Origin of the sequence: Catellatospora paridis, from assembly GCF_009720365.1 — a bacterium.
GTDB lineage: Bacteria > Actinomycetota > Actinomycetes > Mycobacteriales > Micromonosporaceae > Catellatospora > Catellatospora paridis.
Genome location: NZ_ML769313.1, coordinates 728,928 through 746,719 on the forward strand (window position 1 = coordinate 728,928; position 17,792 = coordinate 746,719).

General features: G+C 70.7%; 18 protein-coding genes and 1 pseudogene. 7 read left to right on the forward strand and 12 right to left on the reverse strand.

From position 1 onward, the window contains the following. The first annotated feature begins 59 nt into the window (after nucleotides 1-59). Entirely contained in the window at nucleotides 60-704 is a 645-nt protein-coding gene (locus F9C41_RS08110) for a hypothetical protein (protein WP_155386011.1), read from the forward strand. Here the strand turns inward: F9C41_RS08110 and F9C41_RS40600 are convergent, their stop codons facing one another. From F9C41_RS40600 to F9C41_RS08125, 4 genes are read right to left on the reverse strand one after another with little or no spacing between them, the layout of a single operon-like run. Next, nucleotides 705-1,559, reverse strand: a complete 855-nt coding sequence (locus F9C41_RS40600) for an oxygenase MpaB family protein (RefSeq protein ID WP_196279671.1) — start codon at nucleotides 1,557-1,559, stop codon at nucleotides 705-707. It abuts the gene before it with no gap. Beyond that, nucleotides 1,556-2,785, reverse strand: coding sequence for an MAB_1171c family putative transporter (locus F9C41_RS40605; RefSeq protein ID WP_196279672.1), 1,230 nt, complete (start codon nucleotides 2,783-2,785; stop codon nucleotides 1,556-1,558). Before F9C41_RS40605 ends, F9C41_RS40600 begins: the two co-directional genes overlap by 4 nt. Next, a complete protein-coding gene (locus F9C41_RS08120) occupies nucleotides 2,715-3,239 on the reverse strand; it encodes an ImmA/IrrE family metallo-endopeptidase (protein WP_155386012.1) in 525 nt (174 codons plus the stop codon). The genes F9C41_RS40605 and F9C41_RS08120 overlap by 71 nt, the downstream gene beginning before the upstream one ends. Nucleotides 3,240-3,250: 11 nt before the next feature. After that, entirely contained in the window at nucleotides 3,251-3,655 is a 405-nt protein-coding gene (locus F9C41_RS08125) for a hypothetical protein (RefSeq protein WP_155386013.1), read from the reverse strand. 809 nt (nucleotides 3,656-4,464) lie between these two features. On the opposite strand from F9C41_RS08125, the pseudogene rho reads away from it, so the two are divergent. Beyond that, a pseudogene (gene rho / locus F9C41_RS08130) lies at nucleotides 4,465-5,601 on the forward strand (transcription termination factor Rho); the annotation flags it as partial. 57 nt (nucleotides 5,602-5,658) lie between these two features. Here the strand turns inward: rho and F9C41_RS08135 are convergent. From F9C41_RS08135 to F9C41_RS08145, 3 genes are read right to left on the reverse strand one after another with little or no spacing between them, the layout of a single operon-like run. Then, nucleotides 5,659-7,125 carry a family 43 glycosylhydrolase gene (locus tag F9C41_RS08135; RefSeq protein WP_155386015.1) on the reverse strand — a complete coding sequence of 489 codons (1,467 nt, stop codon included), beginning with the start codon at nucleotides 7,123-7,125 and terminating at the stop codon, nucleotides 5,659-5,661. A gap of 16 nt (nucleotides 7,126-7,141) precedes the next feature. Beyond that, nucleotides 7,142-8,605, reverse strand: a complete 1,464-nt coding sequence (locus F9C41_RS08140; protein WP_230689418.1) for a family 43 glycosylhydrolase — start codon at nucleotides 8,603-8,605, stop codon at nucleotides 7,142-7,144. A gap of 12 nt (nucleotides 8,606-8,617) precedes the next feature. Beyond that, nucleotides 8,618-10,015: a glycoside hydrolase family 43 protein gene (locus F9C41_RS08145; RefSeq protein ID WP_155386016.1), complete on the reverse strand. Its 1,398-nt coding sequence runs from the start codon at nucleotides 10,013-10,015 to the stop codon at nucleotides 8,618-8,620. Nucleotides 10,016-10,606: 591 nt separating this feature from the next. On the opposite strand from F9C41_RS08145, the gene F9C41_RS08150 reads away from it, so the two are divergent. After that, nucleotides 10,607-11,857, forward strand: coding sequence for a cytochrome P450 family protein (locus tag F9C41_RS08150; protein WP_196279673.1), 1,251 nt, complete (start codon nucleotides 10,607-10,609; stop codon nucleotides 11,855-11,857). 12 nt (nucleotides 11,858-11,869) lie between these two features. Next, on the forward strand, nucleotides 11,870-12,391 hold the full coding sequence (locus tag F9C41_RS08155) for an enoyl-CoA hydratase-related protein (protein WP_155386018.1): 522 nt from the start codon (nucleotides 11,870-11,872) through the stop codon (nucleotides 12,389-12,391). A 31-nt stretch (nucleotides 12,392-12,422) separates the two neighbouring features. Here the strand turns inward: F9C41_RS08155 and F9C41_RS08160 are convergent, their stop codons facing one another. The 4 genes from F9C41_RS08160 to F9C41_RS08175 are packed head-to-tail and all read right to left on the reverse strand — an operon-like array spanning nucleotide 12,423 to nucleotide 14,503. Then, nucleotides 12,423-12,698, reverse strand: coding sequence for a DUF6189 family protein (locus tag F9C41_RS08160; RefSeq protein ID WP_155386019.1), 276 nt, complete (start codon nucleotides 12,696-12,698; stop codon nucleotides 12,423-12,425). Beyond that, entirely contained in the window at nucleotides 12,698-13,867 is a 1,170-nt protein-coding gene (locus tag F9C41_RS08165) for an EndoU domain-containing protein (RefSeq protein WP_155386020.1), read from the reverse strand. Before F9C41_RS08165 ends, F9C41_RS08160 begins: the two co-directional genes overlap by 1 nt. Further along, entirely contained in the window at nucleotides 13,864-14,187 is a 324-nt protein-coding gene (locus F9C41_RS08170; protein ID WP_155386021.1) for a type VII secretion target, read from the reverse strand. Before F9C41_RS08170 ends, F9C41_RS08165 begins: the two co-directional genes overlap by 4 nt. Continuing rightward, nucleotides 14,177-14,503, reverse strand: a complete 327-nt coding sequence (locus tag F9C41_RS08175) for a YbaB/EbfC family nucleoid-associated protein (protein WP_155386022.1) — start codon at nucleotides 14,501-14,503, stop codon at nucleotides 14,177-14,179. The genes F9C41_RS08170 and F9C41_RS08175 overlap by 11 nt, the downstream gene beginning before the upstream one ends. Before the next feature lie 267 nt (nucleotides 14,504-14,770). On the opposite strand from F9C41_RS08175, the gene F9C41_RS08180 reads away from it, so the two are divergent. From F9C41_RS08180 to F9C41_RS08190, 3 genes are all read left to right on the forward strand, one after another. Then, nucleotides 14,771-15,394: an RNA polymerase sigma factor gene (locus tag F9C41_RS08180; protein ID WP_155386023.1), complete on the forward strand. Its 624-nt coding sequence runs from the start codon at nucleotides 14,771-14,773 to the stop codon at nucleotides 15,392-15,394. Further along, nucleotides 15,391-16,167, forward strand: coding sequence for a hypothetical protein (locus F9C41_RS08185; RefSeq protein ID WP_155386024.1), 777 nt, complete (start codon nucleotides 15,391-15,393; stop codon nucleotides 16,165-16,167). The genes F9C41_RS08180 and F9C41_RS08185 overlap by 4 nt, the downstream gene beginning before the upstream one ends. Before the next feature lie 119 nt (nucleotides 16,168-16,286). Further along, nucleotides 16,287-16,892 carry a hypothetical protein gene (locus tag F9C41_RS08190; protein ID WP_155386025.1) on the forward strand — a complete coding sequence of 202 codons (606 nt, stop codon included), beginning with the start codon at nucleotides 16,287-16,289 and terminating at the stop codon, nucleotides 16,890-16,892. Between the two features lie 99 nt (nucleotides 16,893-16,991). On the opposite strand, the gene F9C41_RS08195 is transcribed toward F9C41_RS08190, so the two are convergent. After that, nucleotides 16,992-17,759: a metallophosphoesterase family protein gene (locus F9C41_RS08195; protein WP_230689419.1), complete on the reverse strand. Its 768-nt coding sequence runs from the start codon at nucleotides 17,757-17,759 to the stop codon at nucleotides 16,992-16,994. Between the last annotated feature and the right edge of the window lie 33 nt (nucleotides 17,760-17,792).

A 17,792-nucleotide genomic window follows, 5' to 3' on the forward strand; every position in this document is an offset into this window, starting at 1 on the left:
CGGACTCCTCCGAAAGTGGAATGCTCACTGTCTATGTCCCGCTGTTCTGCTGCTACCTGATGACCGCGGCCTCGACGCTGATCCTCGTCGTGGAGCCTTCCGTCATGGCGATTCTGGTATGGCTCTTCTTCGGTTTCGGCTTGGTAGGCACCGAGGCCGGACGGCGAGCACTGGTGGACGAGAAGGCGCGCGCCCGCATCGGGCCCTTTCTGCGTCAGCTCAGGCGCGGCAACGTCGACGGCTACGTCTGGCTGCTGCGGACGCTGGCAGACGTGGAGGGCCTCCCGCGTTGGTCCCGTCGGCGCGGCCGGATCACGCTGGACGCGATCGCGGCCGACGAACAGCTGATGAACGGCTTGCTCGTGCACTGTCGACGTCGCCAGATCAGCGTCGCGGCCTTCGCGGACCGCCTCGGGCGGTGGGGCGCCGGTGTGCTCGTCCCGCCGCTGGCGAGCCTGCACCCGGACGGCCGGGTCCGCGAAGCCGCCGTCGTCGCGATGGCCCGCCGACTGCGGACGGCTCACGTGCCGTTCCTGATCGAACGCGCGGTCGACTGGGTGCCCGAGGTGCGCACCGCCGCTCATGCCGTGCTGAAGGCCGAGCTCGGACAGCATCCCGGGCTGCTGCCGCACGCCAGGGTGGCGTACGCGCGGGTCTCCCGGCGCAAACACGCGCCGGCCGTCGCCCGGCTGCTCGGTCTCTGATCAGCGCCGGGGAGCGGGCCGCACCGGGTCCGGTCCCAACTCGTCCAGCGCGTACCCGGCGGGGTAGTGCCGGGTCGGCTGGCCGGGGGTGAAGAACTCCGGGGGCAGGGCCTTGAACCGTCGGGTCAACGCGTTGACCCGCAGCAGACCGCGTACGGCGATCCGGATGGTGCGGGCGGGTGCGGGCACGCCGAGGGCCAGGCGCACGTCCTCGTCGAGCAGGGCGTCGCTCGCCGCCCCGGCCCACCGGCGCAGCACCTTCGGGAAACGGGTCGCCAGCAGATCGCGGGTGGCGTCGATGAGCCGGGTGGCGGCGTCGTCGTGGCCGAAGTTAGCCTGCTCGAACGCGTTGAACCACTGTTCGAACCCGTACCAGGTGTCCGGCACGTCGCGCACGTTCATGAGCCGGCCGACCTCGCACCAGAAGTGCCAGGTCGCCTCGCGTTCGTGCGGGCGCAGCCGGCGCGGGCCGTAGCGGTCGATCCACCGGGTCGGGATGAAGACGAACGTACCGAGCACGTACCGGTACTCGTCCGGGGTGATGTCGTAGACGCGGTGGATGCGGTTGAGCGACGCGATCACCTGGCGGCCGCGCGGATGGTGCGGGCCGTGGGCGATCAGCTCGTACATCATCAGCCCGGTGTCGTCGGCGCGCTTGCGGGTCCGCTCGGTCATCTCGCCGGTGTCGACGAGCAGCCGGGCGATGGCCGGCACCGCGAAGGTGCGGTAGAAGGCCAGGTTCAGGCCGATGCGCAGGTCGGCGCCGAACTCGCGCAGGGCCAGGCGCCGGTAGACGGCGAGGTGTTCGGCCGAGAGGTCCGGGTGGCCCGTGCCGCGGGCCGCGGGCGAGGTCACGACGGGTTCCGCACGGCCTGCTGGCCCGCGGGGTCGCGCCGGGACGCCAGCGCGTCGAGCGTATGTCCGACCAGGCGCGTGCGGTAGGTCTGGGCCAGCCGCGCCAGCCACACCGCTTCGTGGTCCTTGGCCACCTCGACCATCTCCACGTGGATCCGGTGGCCCGGCGCGCCGCCGCGCCTGGTCCGCAGGGCGTCGGCCACCTGGACGGACTGCGCGACGAGTGCCACGGCTTCGGCGTCGAAGCCCTCCTTCATCGCCTCGGCCGCGCCGACCCGGTACGCGAGGTCGTCCATCCAGGGCCGCAGTTCGGACAGCCCGTCGTGGATCTCGATGGTGCGCTGCATCAACCGGCGGCCGTTGCCGTACCAGTTGACCAGCCAGCCCGTGGTGCCGTACCAGACGGGGCCTTTCAGGACCTGCGGGTATTCGGTCGCCAGGTCGCGGTAGAGCGGTTCCATCCGGTGGCACAGCCAGGCCTGCCGGCAGCGCCGCGCGAACTCGATCACGGCCGTGGCGACCAGCGGGACGACCGCGCCGAGGCAGAGGAACACCACCCCGATGCAGACCAGGGCCAGGCTCAGCGGGGTGTGCGCGGGCAAGCGGTGCCCGGTCACGCCGACCAGCCCGTCGACCGCGGCCATCAGCTGGTAGGCCAGGCCGAACGCGGTGCCGACCGTGAACAGCTGCAGACCGATCCTGGTTTGCGGCGTGACGACCATGCGCGAGTAGCGCACGCTCAGCCGGCACAGGTCCAGCAGCACCCAGGAGTACGCCAGGGCGTACGCCACCGAGTACAGGGCCACGGTGGGCCGCTCGATGTTGTCCAGCCGCCAGCTCGACGGGGTGTCGGCGACCTCGGGGGTGAGCGCGAACAGCACGGCGAGCACGGCGATGGCCCCGCCGGTGATCGCGGCGCGGTAGCGGGCCGCCGCGCGGGCACCGTCGGCGCCCCGGGTCCAGCACAGCATCATGATCTCGGCGAAGAACGCGGCGACCAGCCCGAGGCCGTGACTGATCACGATGGCCGTGTTGTGGTGGCCGACCAGCGAGCTGACGGCCTGGTACACGGGATGGATCGTCGCGACCTGCGCCACGGCGCCGAACAGGTTCCACGTGAGCAGTGCCTTGCCCGCGGGGGTGCGCGCCTGCGGCCTACGTGCGAGGACCGAGCCAACGACGACGGCGGCGAGCAGAAACGCCCCGCTGGTCAGCCAGGGAATCAACGGTCACTCCTTGATCCAGTGTCTTCATCACCCTCAGCACGTCAGCCGGCACCTTGGGGGCGGGCAGGGCGGCCTTCTCGAGGATGAGCTCGGCCAGGGTCTCCGCCCGGATCTCCTCGTCGTCGCGGTAGTCGTGCGGCAGCGCGGACTCGTGCGCCAGGGCGGTCGTGGAGTGTCCGCGATGGCCCAGCCAGATGTGCGCGACCTCGTGGCAGACGATCACCGACCGGTGCAGCGGGGTGGCGGTGCGCTCGTAGACGATGTAGTCCTGGTGGGCCGCCGCCACCCAGCAGCCCGTGACACCGCCGGCGGTCGGCCACGGGATCAGGATGATCGGGCGACCGCGCTGCTGCCCGAGCCACTCGACCAGCGCCACCACGTCCCAGGGGTCGGGAATGGCCAGTCCCTCGAGCGCACTGCTGCACTCGGCGAGGACCGCGCGGCTGGGTGGCATAGGGCGACAGTCTAGATCGATGCGTCATCGATCGCGCTCGGCCGGGGGGCCGCGCGAGCCTCCAGCTCGGCGATGTGATCCAGGACACCGTTCAGCATCGCCAGACCCGCCGGCGAGATGGTCTTCACACGCATGGCGAAGGACCATACCTCCGGGTCGACCGAGCCGGAGCCGGCCGGCATGAGGTGATTGTCGTCCATCCCGAAATGCCTGGCCAGCCGCATGAGGATGCCCGCCTGGGTCTTCTCGGGCGGGGTATTCCCCTTACGCAGGTCGAAGATGAGCGTATGGGAGCAGCCGACTGCCGCGGCCACCTCCCGGTCGGTGTAGCGCTTCGCCGTGCGCGGGTTGGTGACGGTGTCGAAGAGCCTGGTCAAGCGCTCGGCGACCGTTCCTGGGCCGCTGTTCTCGCCCATGACGCCCCTCAGTCATCTGCAGCTGACGCCAACCACAGAAGTGTTAGCTGTGGTTGACATAATCCATAGTCGACAGCCTATGCTGTCGAGGTCCCAGACTCAATTTTGCGAGCACGGCCGAAAGCCGTGCGCCGCCGGCGTTAGGGGTCTGGACGAACAGGACCGCGCGGGCCGCGGCTCAGCGCGGGCAAGGCAGGCGTTCGGGGGCGAGTGCCTGCACAGCGGCGTAACGGGGGCACAAGGGGAGCGGCCCGAGGCCGCTCTCCTTGTGACGCGCCCACCGGCGGTCACCCGGCGTCGGTCGCGCGTCCACCCGCGCCGGACGCGACACGATCATGGAGCCTCGGCACCCCGCTTGCCGGAACCGGCCGGGTGGGGTACCTTTGATCAAGCATCTCTCGATGCAGGCGTGGAGTTCCCGCCCCGAGGATGTCCTTTTCCCCGATGATCGGCGACGCGTCCGCGTTCCGCCGGGATCGGTTTCCCACCGCACCGCTGCCCCAGCGGCCGAGTGAATCGCGACGTTTCCCGATCCGCGCTCGGCTTTCGTGAACAGGCGCTCGGTGCCCATCGCGCCCCAGCACGCCCGTGCCCTGGCGCACCGTCTCCGAGGAGTACCCATGACCGATCTCGACCTGTGGCCCGCCGCCGCAGCAACCGGGAACCCCGCCGCCGGAAACGGCGCGACGGGACCAGCGACCTCCACCCGCCGACGCCGCGTCGCCGCGCGTCCCCGCCCGAACGCGGCGGACCGCGCTGAGCACGACGACGCCGAGCAGGGTGCGACCAGCGCCGCTCCGGCGACGGCCGTCCACGGCGTCGTCGACGCCCGCGACAAGCACTTCTTCGTCCGGCTCGACGGCTACCTGCCTGACCCGGGCGACCCGTACCTGCCGCCGGGTCTGGTGCAGCGCCTCGGCCTGCGCCGCGGCGACGTCGTCACCGGCGTCGCGGCGCAGGCGGCCGCGAACCGGCGGACCGGCACGGGCGAGCGCGCCGACGCGCGCCGGGCCCAGCGGCCCACCGTCACCGCGATCGACACCGTCAACGGCGCACCCGTCGAGGACCTGGGCGAACGGCCCGACTTCTACGCGCTGACGCCGATCTACCCGCGGGAGCGGATGCGCCTGGAGACCGAGCCCCACGTGCTGACCACCCGCGTGATCGACCTGCTCACCCCGATCGGCAAGGGCCAGCGCGCCCTGGTCGTGTCGCCGCCCAAGGCGGGCAAGACCATGGTGTTGCAGGCGATCGCCCACGCGCTGGCGGTCAACCACCCCGACGTGCACGTCATGGCCATCCTCATCGACGAGCGCCCGGAAGAGGTCACCGACATGCGGCGCACCGTGCGCGGCGAGGTGGTCTCGTCCACCTTCGACCGGCCGCCGGCCGACCACATCGCGGTCGCCGAACTCGCCATCGAACGCGCCAAGCGCCTCGTCGAGCAGGGCCGCGACGTCGTCGTACTACTGGACTCCATCACCCGCCTGGGCCGCGCCTACAACCTCGCCGCGCCGTCCAACGGCCGCGTCATGTCCGGTGGCATCGAGGCCGGCGCGCTGCACGCGCCCAAGCGTTTCCTCGGTGCGGCCCGCACCATCGAGGGAGGCGGCTCGCTGACCATCATCGCCACTGCACTGGTGGAGACCGGCTCGCTCGGCGACACGGTCATCTTCGAGGAGTTCAAGAGCACCGGCAACGCCGAGCTGAGGCTGCTGCGCGGCCTGGCCGACCGGCGCATCTTCCCGGCCGTGGACGTCGACTCGTCCAGCACCCGCCGGGAGGAGCTGCTGGTCGGCGCACAGGAGCTGGACCTGGTCCGCCGCCTGCGCCGGGCCCTGCACACGATGGACAGCCAGCAGACCGGCGAGCAGCTCGTCGACCGGCTGCGCAAGTCCGGCAGCAACGCAGAGTTCCTCATGCAGATCGCCCGCAGCGCCCCCTGACGCCACGGCGTGGCGGGTGCCGGCGCGGGATTCGCGCCGGCACCCGCGCTGCCCGTACTAGGCGATCCGCCAGTGCTGGGCGTTGTTGTTCAGGCAGGTCCACTGGCGCACTTCCGCGCCGGGAGCGGTGGCCCAGTTGTAGTCGTCCAGGCACAGGCCGCTGTGCCGGTTGACGAGGGTGACGTAGCCGTTGCCGGCGTCGGTCGTGCGCCACTGCTGCACGGCCAGCCCGTTGCAGGTCCACTGCTGTACGGGTGAGCCGGCCGCGGTGCCCCAGTCCTTGTTGTCCAGGCACAGGCCGCTGTTGCGGTTGCTGATCTGGTAATAGCCGTCGGCCAACGGGGTGAGATACCAGTCCTGCACCGTCGCGGTGCTGCAGGTCCACTGCCGCACCTCGGCGCCCGGGGTGGTCACGTGGTTGTAGTCGTCGAGGCAGAGGTTGCTGTGCCGGTTGCGGATCTCCACCGGGGTCGCGCCGGTCTCCCCGGCCGGTCCGGGCAGCACGGTCGACAGCGATACGGGCACGCCCAGGTTGGGGGTGCCGTCGGAGTTCCAGGAGATCTTCTGCACGCGGGTGGTGCGGGTGGTGCCGCAGCCCTGCGAGGCGGAGCTGTTGGCGTGGTACGCGATCCAGGTCTCGGTGCCGTCGGGTGAGGTGAAGAACGAGTGGTGGCCCGGCCCGTACACGCCGTTGGCGTCGTTGCGCTGGAAGATCGGGTTGGCGGCCTTGGTCCACGAGGATGCGGCCAGCGGGTCGCCGCCGCGGTATTCGAGCATGCCGAGCTTGTAGTTCGGGCCGTTGCAGTGGCTGGCCGAGTACGTGATCCAGGTGCGGCCGTTGCGCTGCAACGCGAACGCGCCCTCGTTGACCGCGCCGTTCTGGGTCTCCCAGGACAGCGTCGGCGCGGAGATCCGGGTGCCGAACGCCCCGGCCGTCCACGGGTTGGTCAGCGGGGAGATGTACAGCGACTGCAGGTTGTCGCTCGGGTGGAACGCCGAGAACATCACATAGTTCGCGCCGTTGAGCTTGAGGATCGCGGCGTCGATGGCCCACCCGTTGTTGGGCATCAGGTTGAGGATGCCCCGGATGGTGTACGGGCCCAGCGGGTCGGTCCCGGCGCTCTCGGCGACGTGCGTGCGCCGCGCGCCGCCGCTCTGCTCGACGGAGTAGTACAGGTACCAGCGGTTGTTGATCATTTCGAGGTGCGGCGCCCACATGGTCGTCCCGCCGGTGCGCACCACGACCTGCTCAGGAGCCCCGCGCAGCGCGGAGATGGTCCGGGCCCGGCGCATCACCACGTCGGACGACCAGGTGGTCGCGACGTAGTAGTAGTAACCGTTGTAGTACGTCAGCGTCGGGTCGCCGCTGTTGGGCACGTCGACGGCCGGGTTGCGGAACGTCGGGCCGGGCGCGGCGTCGGCGCGTCCGGGGTGGACGGCGACGGCCAGCGACACGCCCAGCAGGATGGCGAAGGCGAGCGACAGGGCTCGTCGGGTGAGGGCACGTGGCCAGGTCAGCATCATGGTCACTCCTTGGGCTTCACTCGAGGACGAAGGTGGCGTCGGCGCGTCCGACCGTGTCGGTAACCGCTTGGACGTACAGCAGGTAATTGCTGTGCCGCAGGTAGCGGCCGGCATACGCCTGCGACTCGAACGACACCGCCGACGAGGCGGCCAGGCCCGCCCGCTTGAAGAAGCTCGCGTCGGCGCGGAACGCCGCGGAGCCGTCGTTGCGGTCCACCCACGCCTCGCCGTTGGCACGTTGGCGCAGGTAGTAGCCGGGGAAGTTGGTCGACTCCAGGGACACGCTGCCCCCGCCGTTCAGGCCGGTGACGATCCGGAACTGGGAGTCGGCGAGGTTGGTGACGTTGGCGTCGAGGCGGGCCCGGTACTCCCAGTGGCGCACGAAGCGGTCCGGGACGTTGTAGGACTTCAGCCGCACCGGAGTCGCGCCGTCGGGCACCGGGATGCCGAAGTTCGGAGTGCCGTCGGCGTTCCAGTACAGCTTCTGCAGGCGCGTGCGCCGGTTCGGGTCGTTGAGCGGGTCGCCGCTGATGTCCCGGTAGTTGCGGTCGTGGTAGACCAGGATGTCGCTGGCCCCGTCCTCGGACACGGTGAACGAGTTGTGGCCCGGCCCCCACTGCCCGGTGGCCGAGTTGCTGGCGAACACCGGGTTCGCCGACTTGGTCCAGGACGACGCGCTGAGCAGATTGCTGCCCGCCGTCGCGGTGAGCATGCCCAGGCAGTAGTTGGCGTCGGTGGCGCTGGCCGAATAGGTCATGAACAGCTTGCCGTTTCGCTGGATGACGGTCGGCCCCTCGGCCACCTTGTAGCCGCGGGTCTCCCAGGCCAGCGTGGGCACCGTGAGGCGGGTGGTCGCGCCGGTGATGGTCCACGGATTGGACATCCGGGCGATGTAGAGGTTGGTGTTCGTGGCGATGCCGGGTTCGGCCTGCGCCCAGATCAGATAGCGCACGCCGCTGGCGACGAAGGTGGACGCGTCGAGCGAGAACGTCTGCCACGGGGTGGTGATCTGGCCCTTCTCGGCCCAGCTCGCGGTCAGCGGGTTCGCGCCGGTGCCCTCCAGGACGTACATCCTGATCGCCCAGACGTCGTTGGTCGCGCCGGCGGCGAAGTAGACGTACCACTTGCCGTCGATGAAGTGGATCTCCGGCGCCCAGATGTGCGCGCCCATGATGCCGCTGCTGTGCTTGCGCCAGATCACCGTCTCCGGGGCGCTCGACAGGCCCTGCAGGGTGGTGGCGCGGCGGAGGATGATGCGGTCGTACTCGGGCACCGTGGCGGTGAAGTAGTAGTAGCCGTCGGTGTGCTTGTAGATCTGCGCGTCGGCGCGCTGGTTGACCAGCGGGTTGGTGTAGTTCACCGCGGGCGCGGCCGATGCTGCGGAGGCGTGCAGGCCGGTGGCGGCCAGCGCGCACAGCACCGTCATGGCGGCGAACCGCCACCAGCGCCGCATCGCTTCTTTCTCGGGGAGCGGGGGCATGTCCGGGTCCTCTCAGTAGCCGAGTTGGAAGGTGGCGTCGGCCCGGTCGGCGGCGGGCGAGCCGGTGCCGAGCACGTCGATGCGCAGCAGGTAGTTGCTGTGGCGCAGGTAGCGGTCGGGGAAGTTGTGCGAGCGGAACGAGGCCCAGCCGCTGTTGGCCAGGCCCGCGGTGCGGGCGAAGGTCGCGTCGGCGGCGAACTGCGCGGTGCCGTCGTTGGCGGCGAGCCCGACCACGTAGCCGCTGTGGCGCAGGTAGTTGCCGGGGAGGTTCACCGACTCGAACGACACCCCGGCCGAGTTGGCCAGGCCGGGCCGCAGCCGCCACTGGCTGTCGGCGTACGGGTCGAACGGATACGGGTCGATGCGCCCGACCCTGCTCGCGTGGCGGATCAGCCGGTCCGGGAAGTTGTAGGACTTGATCCGGTTCCAGGCCGGCGCGCCCCAGCGGGTGAGCAGGTTGGCGTGCTCGGTGGCGGTGATCGCCGCGATGGTGGCGTGCTTGGCGTTGAGCGGCTGGGTGTACTGGGCCTTGTCCAGCGCCGTCCACGCGTTGGCGTTGACGTCGCCGCTGCGCCAGACGTAGAACTCGCCGTTGACGGGGCTGTAGGAGTCGCCCCACAGCCACCACTCGTTGCGGTCGTTGGCCTTGACCACGATCGGCGCCTCGATGCCGCCGTTGACCATGCCACTGGTGTACGTGCTGAAGCTGTTGGGGTTGAGGCTGTTCGAGCGGGCTCCGTAGAGCCTGCCGTCGGCGAGGTTCTTGTAGTACAGGTAGTTCGTGCCGCTGCCCAGGTGCATGGTGGCGTCGAGGACGTTGAAGCCGGGGTCGAAGAACACCTGCGCCGCGCCGACGTTCACGAAGTCGCTCGTGTAGTTGACCATGAACACGTCACGGGTGCCGTTGTAGGCCGAGTAGACGATGCCGTACTGGCCGCGGGCGTTGTCCCAGAACGCCTCCGGCGCCCAGGTGTGCGTGTTCATGGTGTGCATCCGGACCCGCCGGTAGCCGGTGAAGGTGCGCAGGTCGACCGAGTCCCAGACGTGGATGTACTGGTTCGGCTGGGTGAAGTCGGTGCCGGCGAGGTCGGTGGCGAGCACCACGAACGTGTCGTCGCGCTTGCGCAGGATGAACGGGTCGCGCAGGCCGCCGGTGCCGGCGGTGGGCGTGACCACGGGGTTGTTCTGGTTGAGCGGGGTCCAGTTCAGGCCGTCGGTGCTGACGGCCAGGTGCAGGCCGTAGTTGTTGGCCAGCCGGTTGGGCGACTCGGTGAAGTAGCCCATCACGTATCCGGTCAGCGGCCCGGCAGCCTGGGCGGGGGAGCCGGCGGCGGCGATGGCCAGCCCGCCGGTCGCGGTGGCCGCGGCCGTGGACAGCAGGCCGGTCAGCAGCTCGCGTCTGGTGGTCATGGTGGTCCTTCCGGGGAGCGGTGCCGTGTCCGCGGCGCGGCCGGGCGGCTGCCGGATGCGGGCACAGGCGTGGTCGGGCCCGGCGCCGTCGGTGCCGGTCCTGTTGGTGTGCGTGGTGTTGTGTTGCTTTCTGCTGTTCGGCTCCTTGTGAGCGCTCACATTTTTGGCTGGAGAACAGGGTCGTGCGATATGGAGGGTTCCCGGCAGGAAGCGGAGCCTGCGGGGCACGTGAACGGGCGTTGCGCCGGTGCTGCGGCGCTGGGTGGCTGCGGTGTCCCAACCCTGCCCGGGATCGGTTGTCGACGATCCCGGACTCGCCGTGGATCTGAGGTTAGGGCGTCAGGCGAACGCTCACAAGGGTTGCGCGTCATCTTCCCGAAACTTATCGGCGTTCGACACGTGTCGATGCAGTGATCATCCGATGAGGATCTCTGTGTATTCGTGTTCGGTTCTGTCGTCGGCGCGGTGAGGAATGTGACGATGATCATAGTCGGCGTTTCGCCGTCTATCGCCCGCTCTGAGAGCTGTGCCCGTTGTGTATACGATCGCCGAGTTTGCGCAGGTCAGCGGCTTGATCGAGATGGGGAACGCATGGGTCTGACACCCGGGGACGCCTATGTGCGGGACGCGGCAGAGCCGTGGGCAGCGGTGGAGGACGTCCCCGCGCACCTGCTGCAGATGCGCCACAGCGACCCGTACCCGTTCTTCGCGTGGCTGCGCCGCAGCGCGCCGCTGCTGCACGAGCGCAAGCGCAGCGGCCTGTCGGTCTGGCACGTGGCGGGCTACGCCGACGTCCGGGCACTGCTGTCCGACGCCCGGCTCAGCAAGCGCCCGGAACTGGTGCCCACGTACGTGCCCGGCCCCGCCGGTCTCAACCGGCACCTGGTGCACGCCGACCCTCCCGAGCACACCCGGCTGCGGGGGCTGGTCAACGCGGCGTTCATCCCGCGCCGGGTCGCCGCGCTGGAGCCGCTGATCGCGCGGACCGCGCAGGGCCTGCTCGACCGGCTGCCCGAGTTCGGTGTGGTCGACCTGATCGAAGAGTTCGCCATGCCGCTGACCTTCAACCTGATCTGCACGATCCTCGGCGTCCCGGACGAGCTCAACACCGCACGGACCAGGCAGATCCTCGCCGCGACGGTCGTGCCTTCCGCCGACGCCGCCCAGCGGGCCGTGCAGGAGCAGGAGCTACGCGACTACCTGCTCGCGCTGGTCGCGCACAAGCGGGCACACGCCGCTGCGGGCCTGGCCGAGGTCGACCTGCTGGGCGCGCTGGTGGCGGCCCATGACGGCAGCGACCACCTCAGCGAGGAGGAGCTGATCGGCACCGCCTACCTGCTGCTGCTCGTCGGGCACGACACCACGGTCAACCTGATCGGCAACGGCATGCTCGCGCTGCTGCGCCATCCCGTGGAGCTCCTGCGCCTGCGCGAGAACCCCGAGCTGATGCCGACCGCGATCGAGGAACTGCTGCGCTACGACTCGCCCGTACGCGACGCGACCTTCCGGGTAAGCACGGCGCCCGTCGAGCTGGCCGGGGGTGTGATCCCCGTCGGAGCGATCGTCAGCCTGCTCATCGGCTCGGCGAACCGCGACGGCGGCTACTTCGCCGAACCCGACCGCCTGGACCTGGCCCGTCAGCCCAACGATCACCTGGCTTTCGGCCGCGGTCCCCACTTCTGCATCGGCGCGGCACTGGCCCGGATGGAGGCCCGGGTCGCCTTCGGCCTGCTGCTGGCGCGCTGCCCGCGGGTCAGCCTCGCGTTCCGGGTCGAAGACCTGCGCTGGCGGCCGTCGCGGGTGATGCGCGGCCTGGAACGGCTTCCCGTCATGCTCGGTTAGCGGAGGAACACCGTGTTCGTAGAAGAACTCGCGGTCGACTCGTACGTCACCGCCGGGGTGCTGGTGCTGGTGATCAACCGGCCGGAGGCCCGCAACGCCGTCAACCGGGCGGTGGCGGCGGGAATCAGCGCGGGAGTGGACCGCCTGGAAGCCGACCGCGATCTGTCGGCCGGCGTGCTCACCGGTGCTGGCGGCAACTTCTGCGCGGGTATGGATCTGAAGGCGTTCCTGACCGAGGGCTTCCCGTTCGTCGGCGACCGCGGGCTGGCCGGGCTGACCCGCGCGGACCGCGGCAAACCGCTCATCGCCGCGGTCGAGGGCTACGCCGTGGCCGGCGGGTGCGAACTGGCGCTGGCCTGTGACCTCGCCGTCGCCGCCACCCGCCGCATCGTGGCATCGACCGAGGGAGCGGCCTTGCCTGAGGCTTTCGCCATGCAGGACCCGCTCGTGCTGCCGGTCGCGGAGTCCGCGGACGCGAGCGAGGGCGCGAGCGCATTCGCCCAGAAGCGGCCTCCGCACTGGTGCGGCCGGTAGTTCGGGCAATGGTGGGCAGTTGCTGGACCGGTCAGCTCGCCACGACGTGCTCGCCCAACTTGTCGAGCCAGTGCCGCTCCGGCTCCAGGAAGGCGAAGAGCTTCTCGAAATCGGCATAGTCGGCGGCGGTGATCGGAATCTGCTGCGCATCGATCGCGGCAGCGAGCCCGGCGACCGCGAGGCCCCACTCGCCGCCCTGGGCCAGCGAGCCGAGGTAGCGGATCGTGCGGTCGTCGACCCGGCTGCCGAAACGGCCGACGACGTCGCGGGCCAGTGCCGTGAATGCGCGGTAGCGCTCGACGTCCATCAGTCGGGATTCCTCACTACGCCAGGCCCGCTCTCGGGGAAGCCGCTGATGACCTCGCCGCCATCACCGATGATCACAGTAACCTTCACGCCGTCACGCGTGCCCGTCACCATCCATGTGCCGTGGTCCTGGCGGGTCGGCGGTGGGATGCTGTCCGGGTTCCTGGCGACGTCGAGGATCTCGTCAATGATCTTGTCGTCGTCCCATGACTCCGGGAACTCCGTCTTGCCGGGGATGCCGGTTCCCGGTGCGTGGCCACCGTTGCCCAGGCCGTCGCCATCCAGAATGTGGATCCGGCGGCCCGCAGGGACGCTGATCTGGTCGGCCCGCGGCGGTGGCCACGGGCTCGACTGCACCCACGGGTCGTTCCAGCCGGACGAGCCGGTGGGCGTTCCGCCGCCCCCGCCAGGAAGGTCGGGCTCCTGCCGGCGCATCAGCACCAGGATCGTGCCCATGCCCGTGTCCAACTGGCGTACGACCGGCACCAGGTTCCGGAGGCTGGTTATCAGCCGGCGCAGCAGCCGTGCGATCTTTCCGCCCCATTTCGCGGCCAGCGTGGTCGCTTGAGCCACGACCAGCGGTGTCGCGAATCCGAGGCTGAAGATCTCCTCGGCGGCGAGGACGATCAGCGCCGCGACGAACTCGGCGAGAAGATCGCGCACCATCTCCCGGACCAGGGCGACCAGCAGCGCGGACGTCTCGACGATGGTGCCCATGGTCTGTGCCCCTTGGGACAGGGCGTCCAGCAGGTCGCTCGTGCGTTGGGCGTGAGCGGTGTACGTGCTGCCGGCGCTGCCGGACCAGTCGGGTATCTGGCTGCGTACGGCGCCGATCAGGTCCTCGGCAAGGACAGCCTGCTCGCGTGCGACATTGCGCCATGTCTCGGCGTACGCCCGGATCTGATCGGGGTCGCCTGCCAGCCATTCGAGCGCGTCCGAGAGCGGGCCGACATGCTCGATGAGCGCGCCCAGGCCGGCCGCGAGCACCGATTCGAAGGGGTTGACCACCCAGTTGAGCGCTTCCAGGCCGGTGGCGACGCCGCCGATGCCGATGTCGATCCAGTTCCCGCTTTCGACGCCTTGGCGGAGGCCGTCGAAGCTCTCGGCGATGCCGACGCCGGAATACCAGGTCGTGGAGTCGACTCGGGGCGCGATGAGATCGTCGGTCATCGCGGCGTCTGGCGACTGTCGGCGGCCGCCTTGTCGGTCAGGTCGTACTCGTCGGCAGCGTGCCGTAGTGCGGCGGCGGTCGCGGAAAGGCTCGTCGTGGTCTGCTTCACCGCTTTGACGATGGTTTCCTGGAGGGGGCGGAACAGGGTTGGCATGAACTGGCACATCTGCCCGTAGGCGTCGGCGTCGAGCGTCACGTGCTCAGCCGCGTTCCGTACGCGTTCCTCGTGGCCGCTCAGGTCGTCGAGTGTGCGGGCATGGCGGCGCAACTGGTCGGAGACGACCTCGACGCCGGTGCCTGCGCCCGGGTCAACGGCCATCCGTCACCTCGGCGCGGATACGAGCGATCTCCGCTGTGGCCAGCACGCTTGCCCGTCCGGTGGCGGCCAGCACACCAGCCGCGATCTTCTCCGGCGACCAGGCCTTGACCGCATCCCCGAGCTTCAGCGCCACCAGCCGACCTGCGGTGTCGACGGTCGCCTTCACCGCGCCGTCGGCAACCTCCGCTGTGACCTGCAGATCGTGCAGCCGCTCGGCAAGGAGGCGAGCATTGGCGGCACGCTGCTCCAGCGACATCTCCCACCGGTCGATGCGGCGTTCGGCATCCTCAAGGCTGCCATCGAACAGACCAGCCAACTCGCCCCTCCCCGACCGCGGCTTGTCGGCAAGCTAACACGCGATGACTGTCAGTGGTGTCTCACCGTCCGTCCCACGGTCGATATGGGACTGACTCTCCACGCGTCCAGGCAACGTCGAGCCGATCGGCGATCGGCGGCTCTCGCTCCCGACGCGCTGGTGGCGGGCCGGGACCGCAGGTGGATATGGTCGGCGGGTACCAAGCGATGCGTCGGCAGTGGCCTGGATCACAGGAACTCGTGCGGCTCGCCGGACAGAGAAGTGGTCATGGAGTCGAGTCTGCGCGCCCGGATCCGGGCGGGTGATGCGAGCGCGTTCGCCGAGCTGTTCGACCAGTACGCGCGGTCGGTCTACAACCACGCGTTCCGGCTCACCGCCGACTGGTCCACCGCCGAGGACGTCATGGCCGCCACGTACCTGCAGGCCTGGCGCTCGCGCGAGCGGATCAACGACGACGGCGGGTCGCTGCGGCCGTGGCTGCTGGGCATCGCCACCAACGAGGCGCGCAACCACACCCGCAGCAACCGCCGCTACCGCGCGGCGGCGTCGGCGCTGCACGCGGCCGAGTTCACCGCGCCTGACCACGCCGACGAGGTGGCCGGGCGGCTCGACGACAGCGGCCGGATCACCGCCGCGATCGACGCGCTGGCGTCGCTGCGCCGCCAGGAGCGTGAGGTGATCACGCTGTGCCTGTGGGAGGGCCTGGACTACGAGTCGGCGGCGCAGGCGCTGGGCATCCCGGTCGGCACCGTGCGGTCCCGTCTCTCGCGGGCGAGGACCAAGCTGCGGCAGCTCGTCGACGAGAGACCGCGGGCGACCCGGAACCCGGCCGGTCCTGCCGGACAGATGAAGGACAACACCGTTCGTCTGGCAGAGGAGGGCCACCGATGAAGCACCCGCCGCTGGATCCGTCCGAGTGGGCGGAGCTCGCCGAGCTGCTGCCCGACCCCGGCCACCGCGAGCTGCCACCGGGCCGGCACGAGCTGCACCGTGCGCGCCTGCTGTCGGCGATCACCGAGCCGGAGCGTGCCGTCGTGCCGGCCCGCCGGACGCCCCGGTGGAGCCTGCTGCGGCCCGTACTGGCGACGGCCGCGCTGGTCGCCGTCGCGGGCACGGTCGCGGCGGTGATCGCGACCGGCGGCGACAACGAGCCCGTGGTGGCGATCCCGACGCCGGGTGCCTCCACGCCGACCGCGGAACCCACCGGCGGCGGTGTGTCCGCCAAGATCCGGGCGTACGGCACCGTCCGCCAGCTCACCGACACCGCCGACCTGGTGGTGCGCGGCGACGTGCTGCGCGTCGACGGCGCCGGCGCCGACCGAACGGCCGTGTTCGGGGTCGCCGAGGTGCTCTACCGGCTGCCCCAGCTGCCCGCGACCGCCGTCATCACCCTGCGAGTGCCCGAGATGTCGCTGATGTCCGGGCTGGCCGCCGGTCAGCACGCAGTCCTCTACCTCGCCGCCGACGACCCGCAGGCGGCTCTGCCCGCCTACACCCCGCTCAGCGGCGACTTCGGCGTGTTCGACGTCGCGGGCGACAGCGCCACGGCGCGCTCGTCGATGTTCTCGGTGACGGGCCTGCGGGAGGAGGACGCGACCGCCCGCGACCGCAGGTTCACCGCGACGCTGGCGGAGCTGCGCGCCCTCGCCCGCGAACGCGGCTGAGAAATTCGGCGGCGGAATTCGGGAACTCGGCGGCGGGAGCGCACAGATACATGGCGAAAGCAGCGCCGTGGTCCGGGCGGGAACCGCACGGGCCGGCGCCGAGACGCTAGGAGCGTTCCATGGCAAGGATCGACCACCCCCACCGCACCCGCGCTCTGGCGGCGGCCGCGGCCCTGTTCGCCGCGGCCGGGCTGGCCGCCTGCAGCGCCGACCCGGCCACCCCGGCGGCGGCTCCGGCCACCAGCGCGGCCGCCGCGCCGAGCGAGCCTGCCGCGCCGCCGGTGAAGGGCAAGCTGCGCGGGTACACGACGGTCAAGGACCTGACCGCCGCCGCCGACCTCGTCGCCCGCGGCCAGGTCGAGGCGAACGGGTTCCGGGTCGACGAGGTGCTGCGCGCTGCGAACGGAGCCTCCGCCAAGGCCGGTGACCGGATCACCCTCACCGGCCTCAACGGCCAGACCGTCGACATGGCGCACATGTCGAAGCTGGAGCCCGGCCAGACGGTCGTGCTCTACCTGGCGAAGGACGCGGCCGCGGACGCGTTCGCGACGCTCAGCGGCGACTTCGGCGTCTTCGATGTGACCGGCTCCGACGACGCGGCCGCCGCGACCACGCGCTCGCAGGCGATGGCGGTCAGCGGCCTGCTCGCCGAGGACCCGGCCGCGTCCGGCAAGGGTTTCCGCACCACGCTCGGCCAGCTGCGCGCCGTCGCCGCCCAGGCCTGACGGCAGCCTGCGGGAACGGCGCGTGCCGGCGCCGTTCCCGCAGGCGCGGTCCGATCGAGCCGATCAGCCTGGTGCGCCGGCACGGGTTGCCGCGCCTGATCAATCGGCGAAGACGCGGGCCTCGGCGTCGGCGATGACCTCGTCCGGGGTCGGCGGGGTCAGCAGGTAGCGCACGACCGTGTCGCCGCTGGGGTCGCCGGTCGTCCGGCACCGGTCGACCGCCTCCTGCACGTCGTAGCGTGTCTCGCGCAGCTCGACGTCGGGTCCCAGGAGCGCCCAGTACGCCGTGCCGGGTGCACCGAGGTGGTAGGGCAGGCCGACACTACCGGGGTTGACGCTGCGCCGCCCGGCGACCTGGCGGTCGAACTGCAGGTGGGTATGGCCGGTGACGATCACCTGCGCGGCGACGTCGCGGGACAGCTCGGCGAAGCGCTCCTCGGACGTCCGCGGGGTCACGCACTCGGTGTCGTCGCGCGGCGAGCCGTGGCAGAACAGCACCGCGCCCAGGCCTGCCACCTCGACGACGATGCTGAGCGGGAACGTCGCCAGGAACTCGACCGCCTCGGGCGTGTGCTGCCGGACCATCCACGGATCACGCGGACGGGCGTGCTCGCGTTCGCCACGGGCCAGCTCGACGACGGCGCGGTCGGCGTTGCCACGCACGAACACCGCCCGCCGTCCCAGCTCCTGCACCAGGTCGACAGTGGTCTGCGGTTCGGGTCCCCAGCTCAGGTCGCCCGGGAACACGATCAGGTCGACACCGACGGCAGCGACTTCGTCGAGCACGGCCATCAGCGCGGGCACGTTGCCGTGCACGTCGGCCAGGACCGCGACCCGCGACACCGGGCCGAGACGGGGAGTCGTCACGCGGCCGATCCTCTCATGGCGGCCGACCCGCCC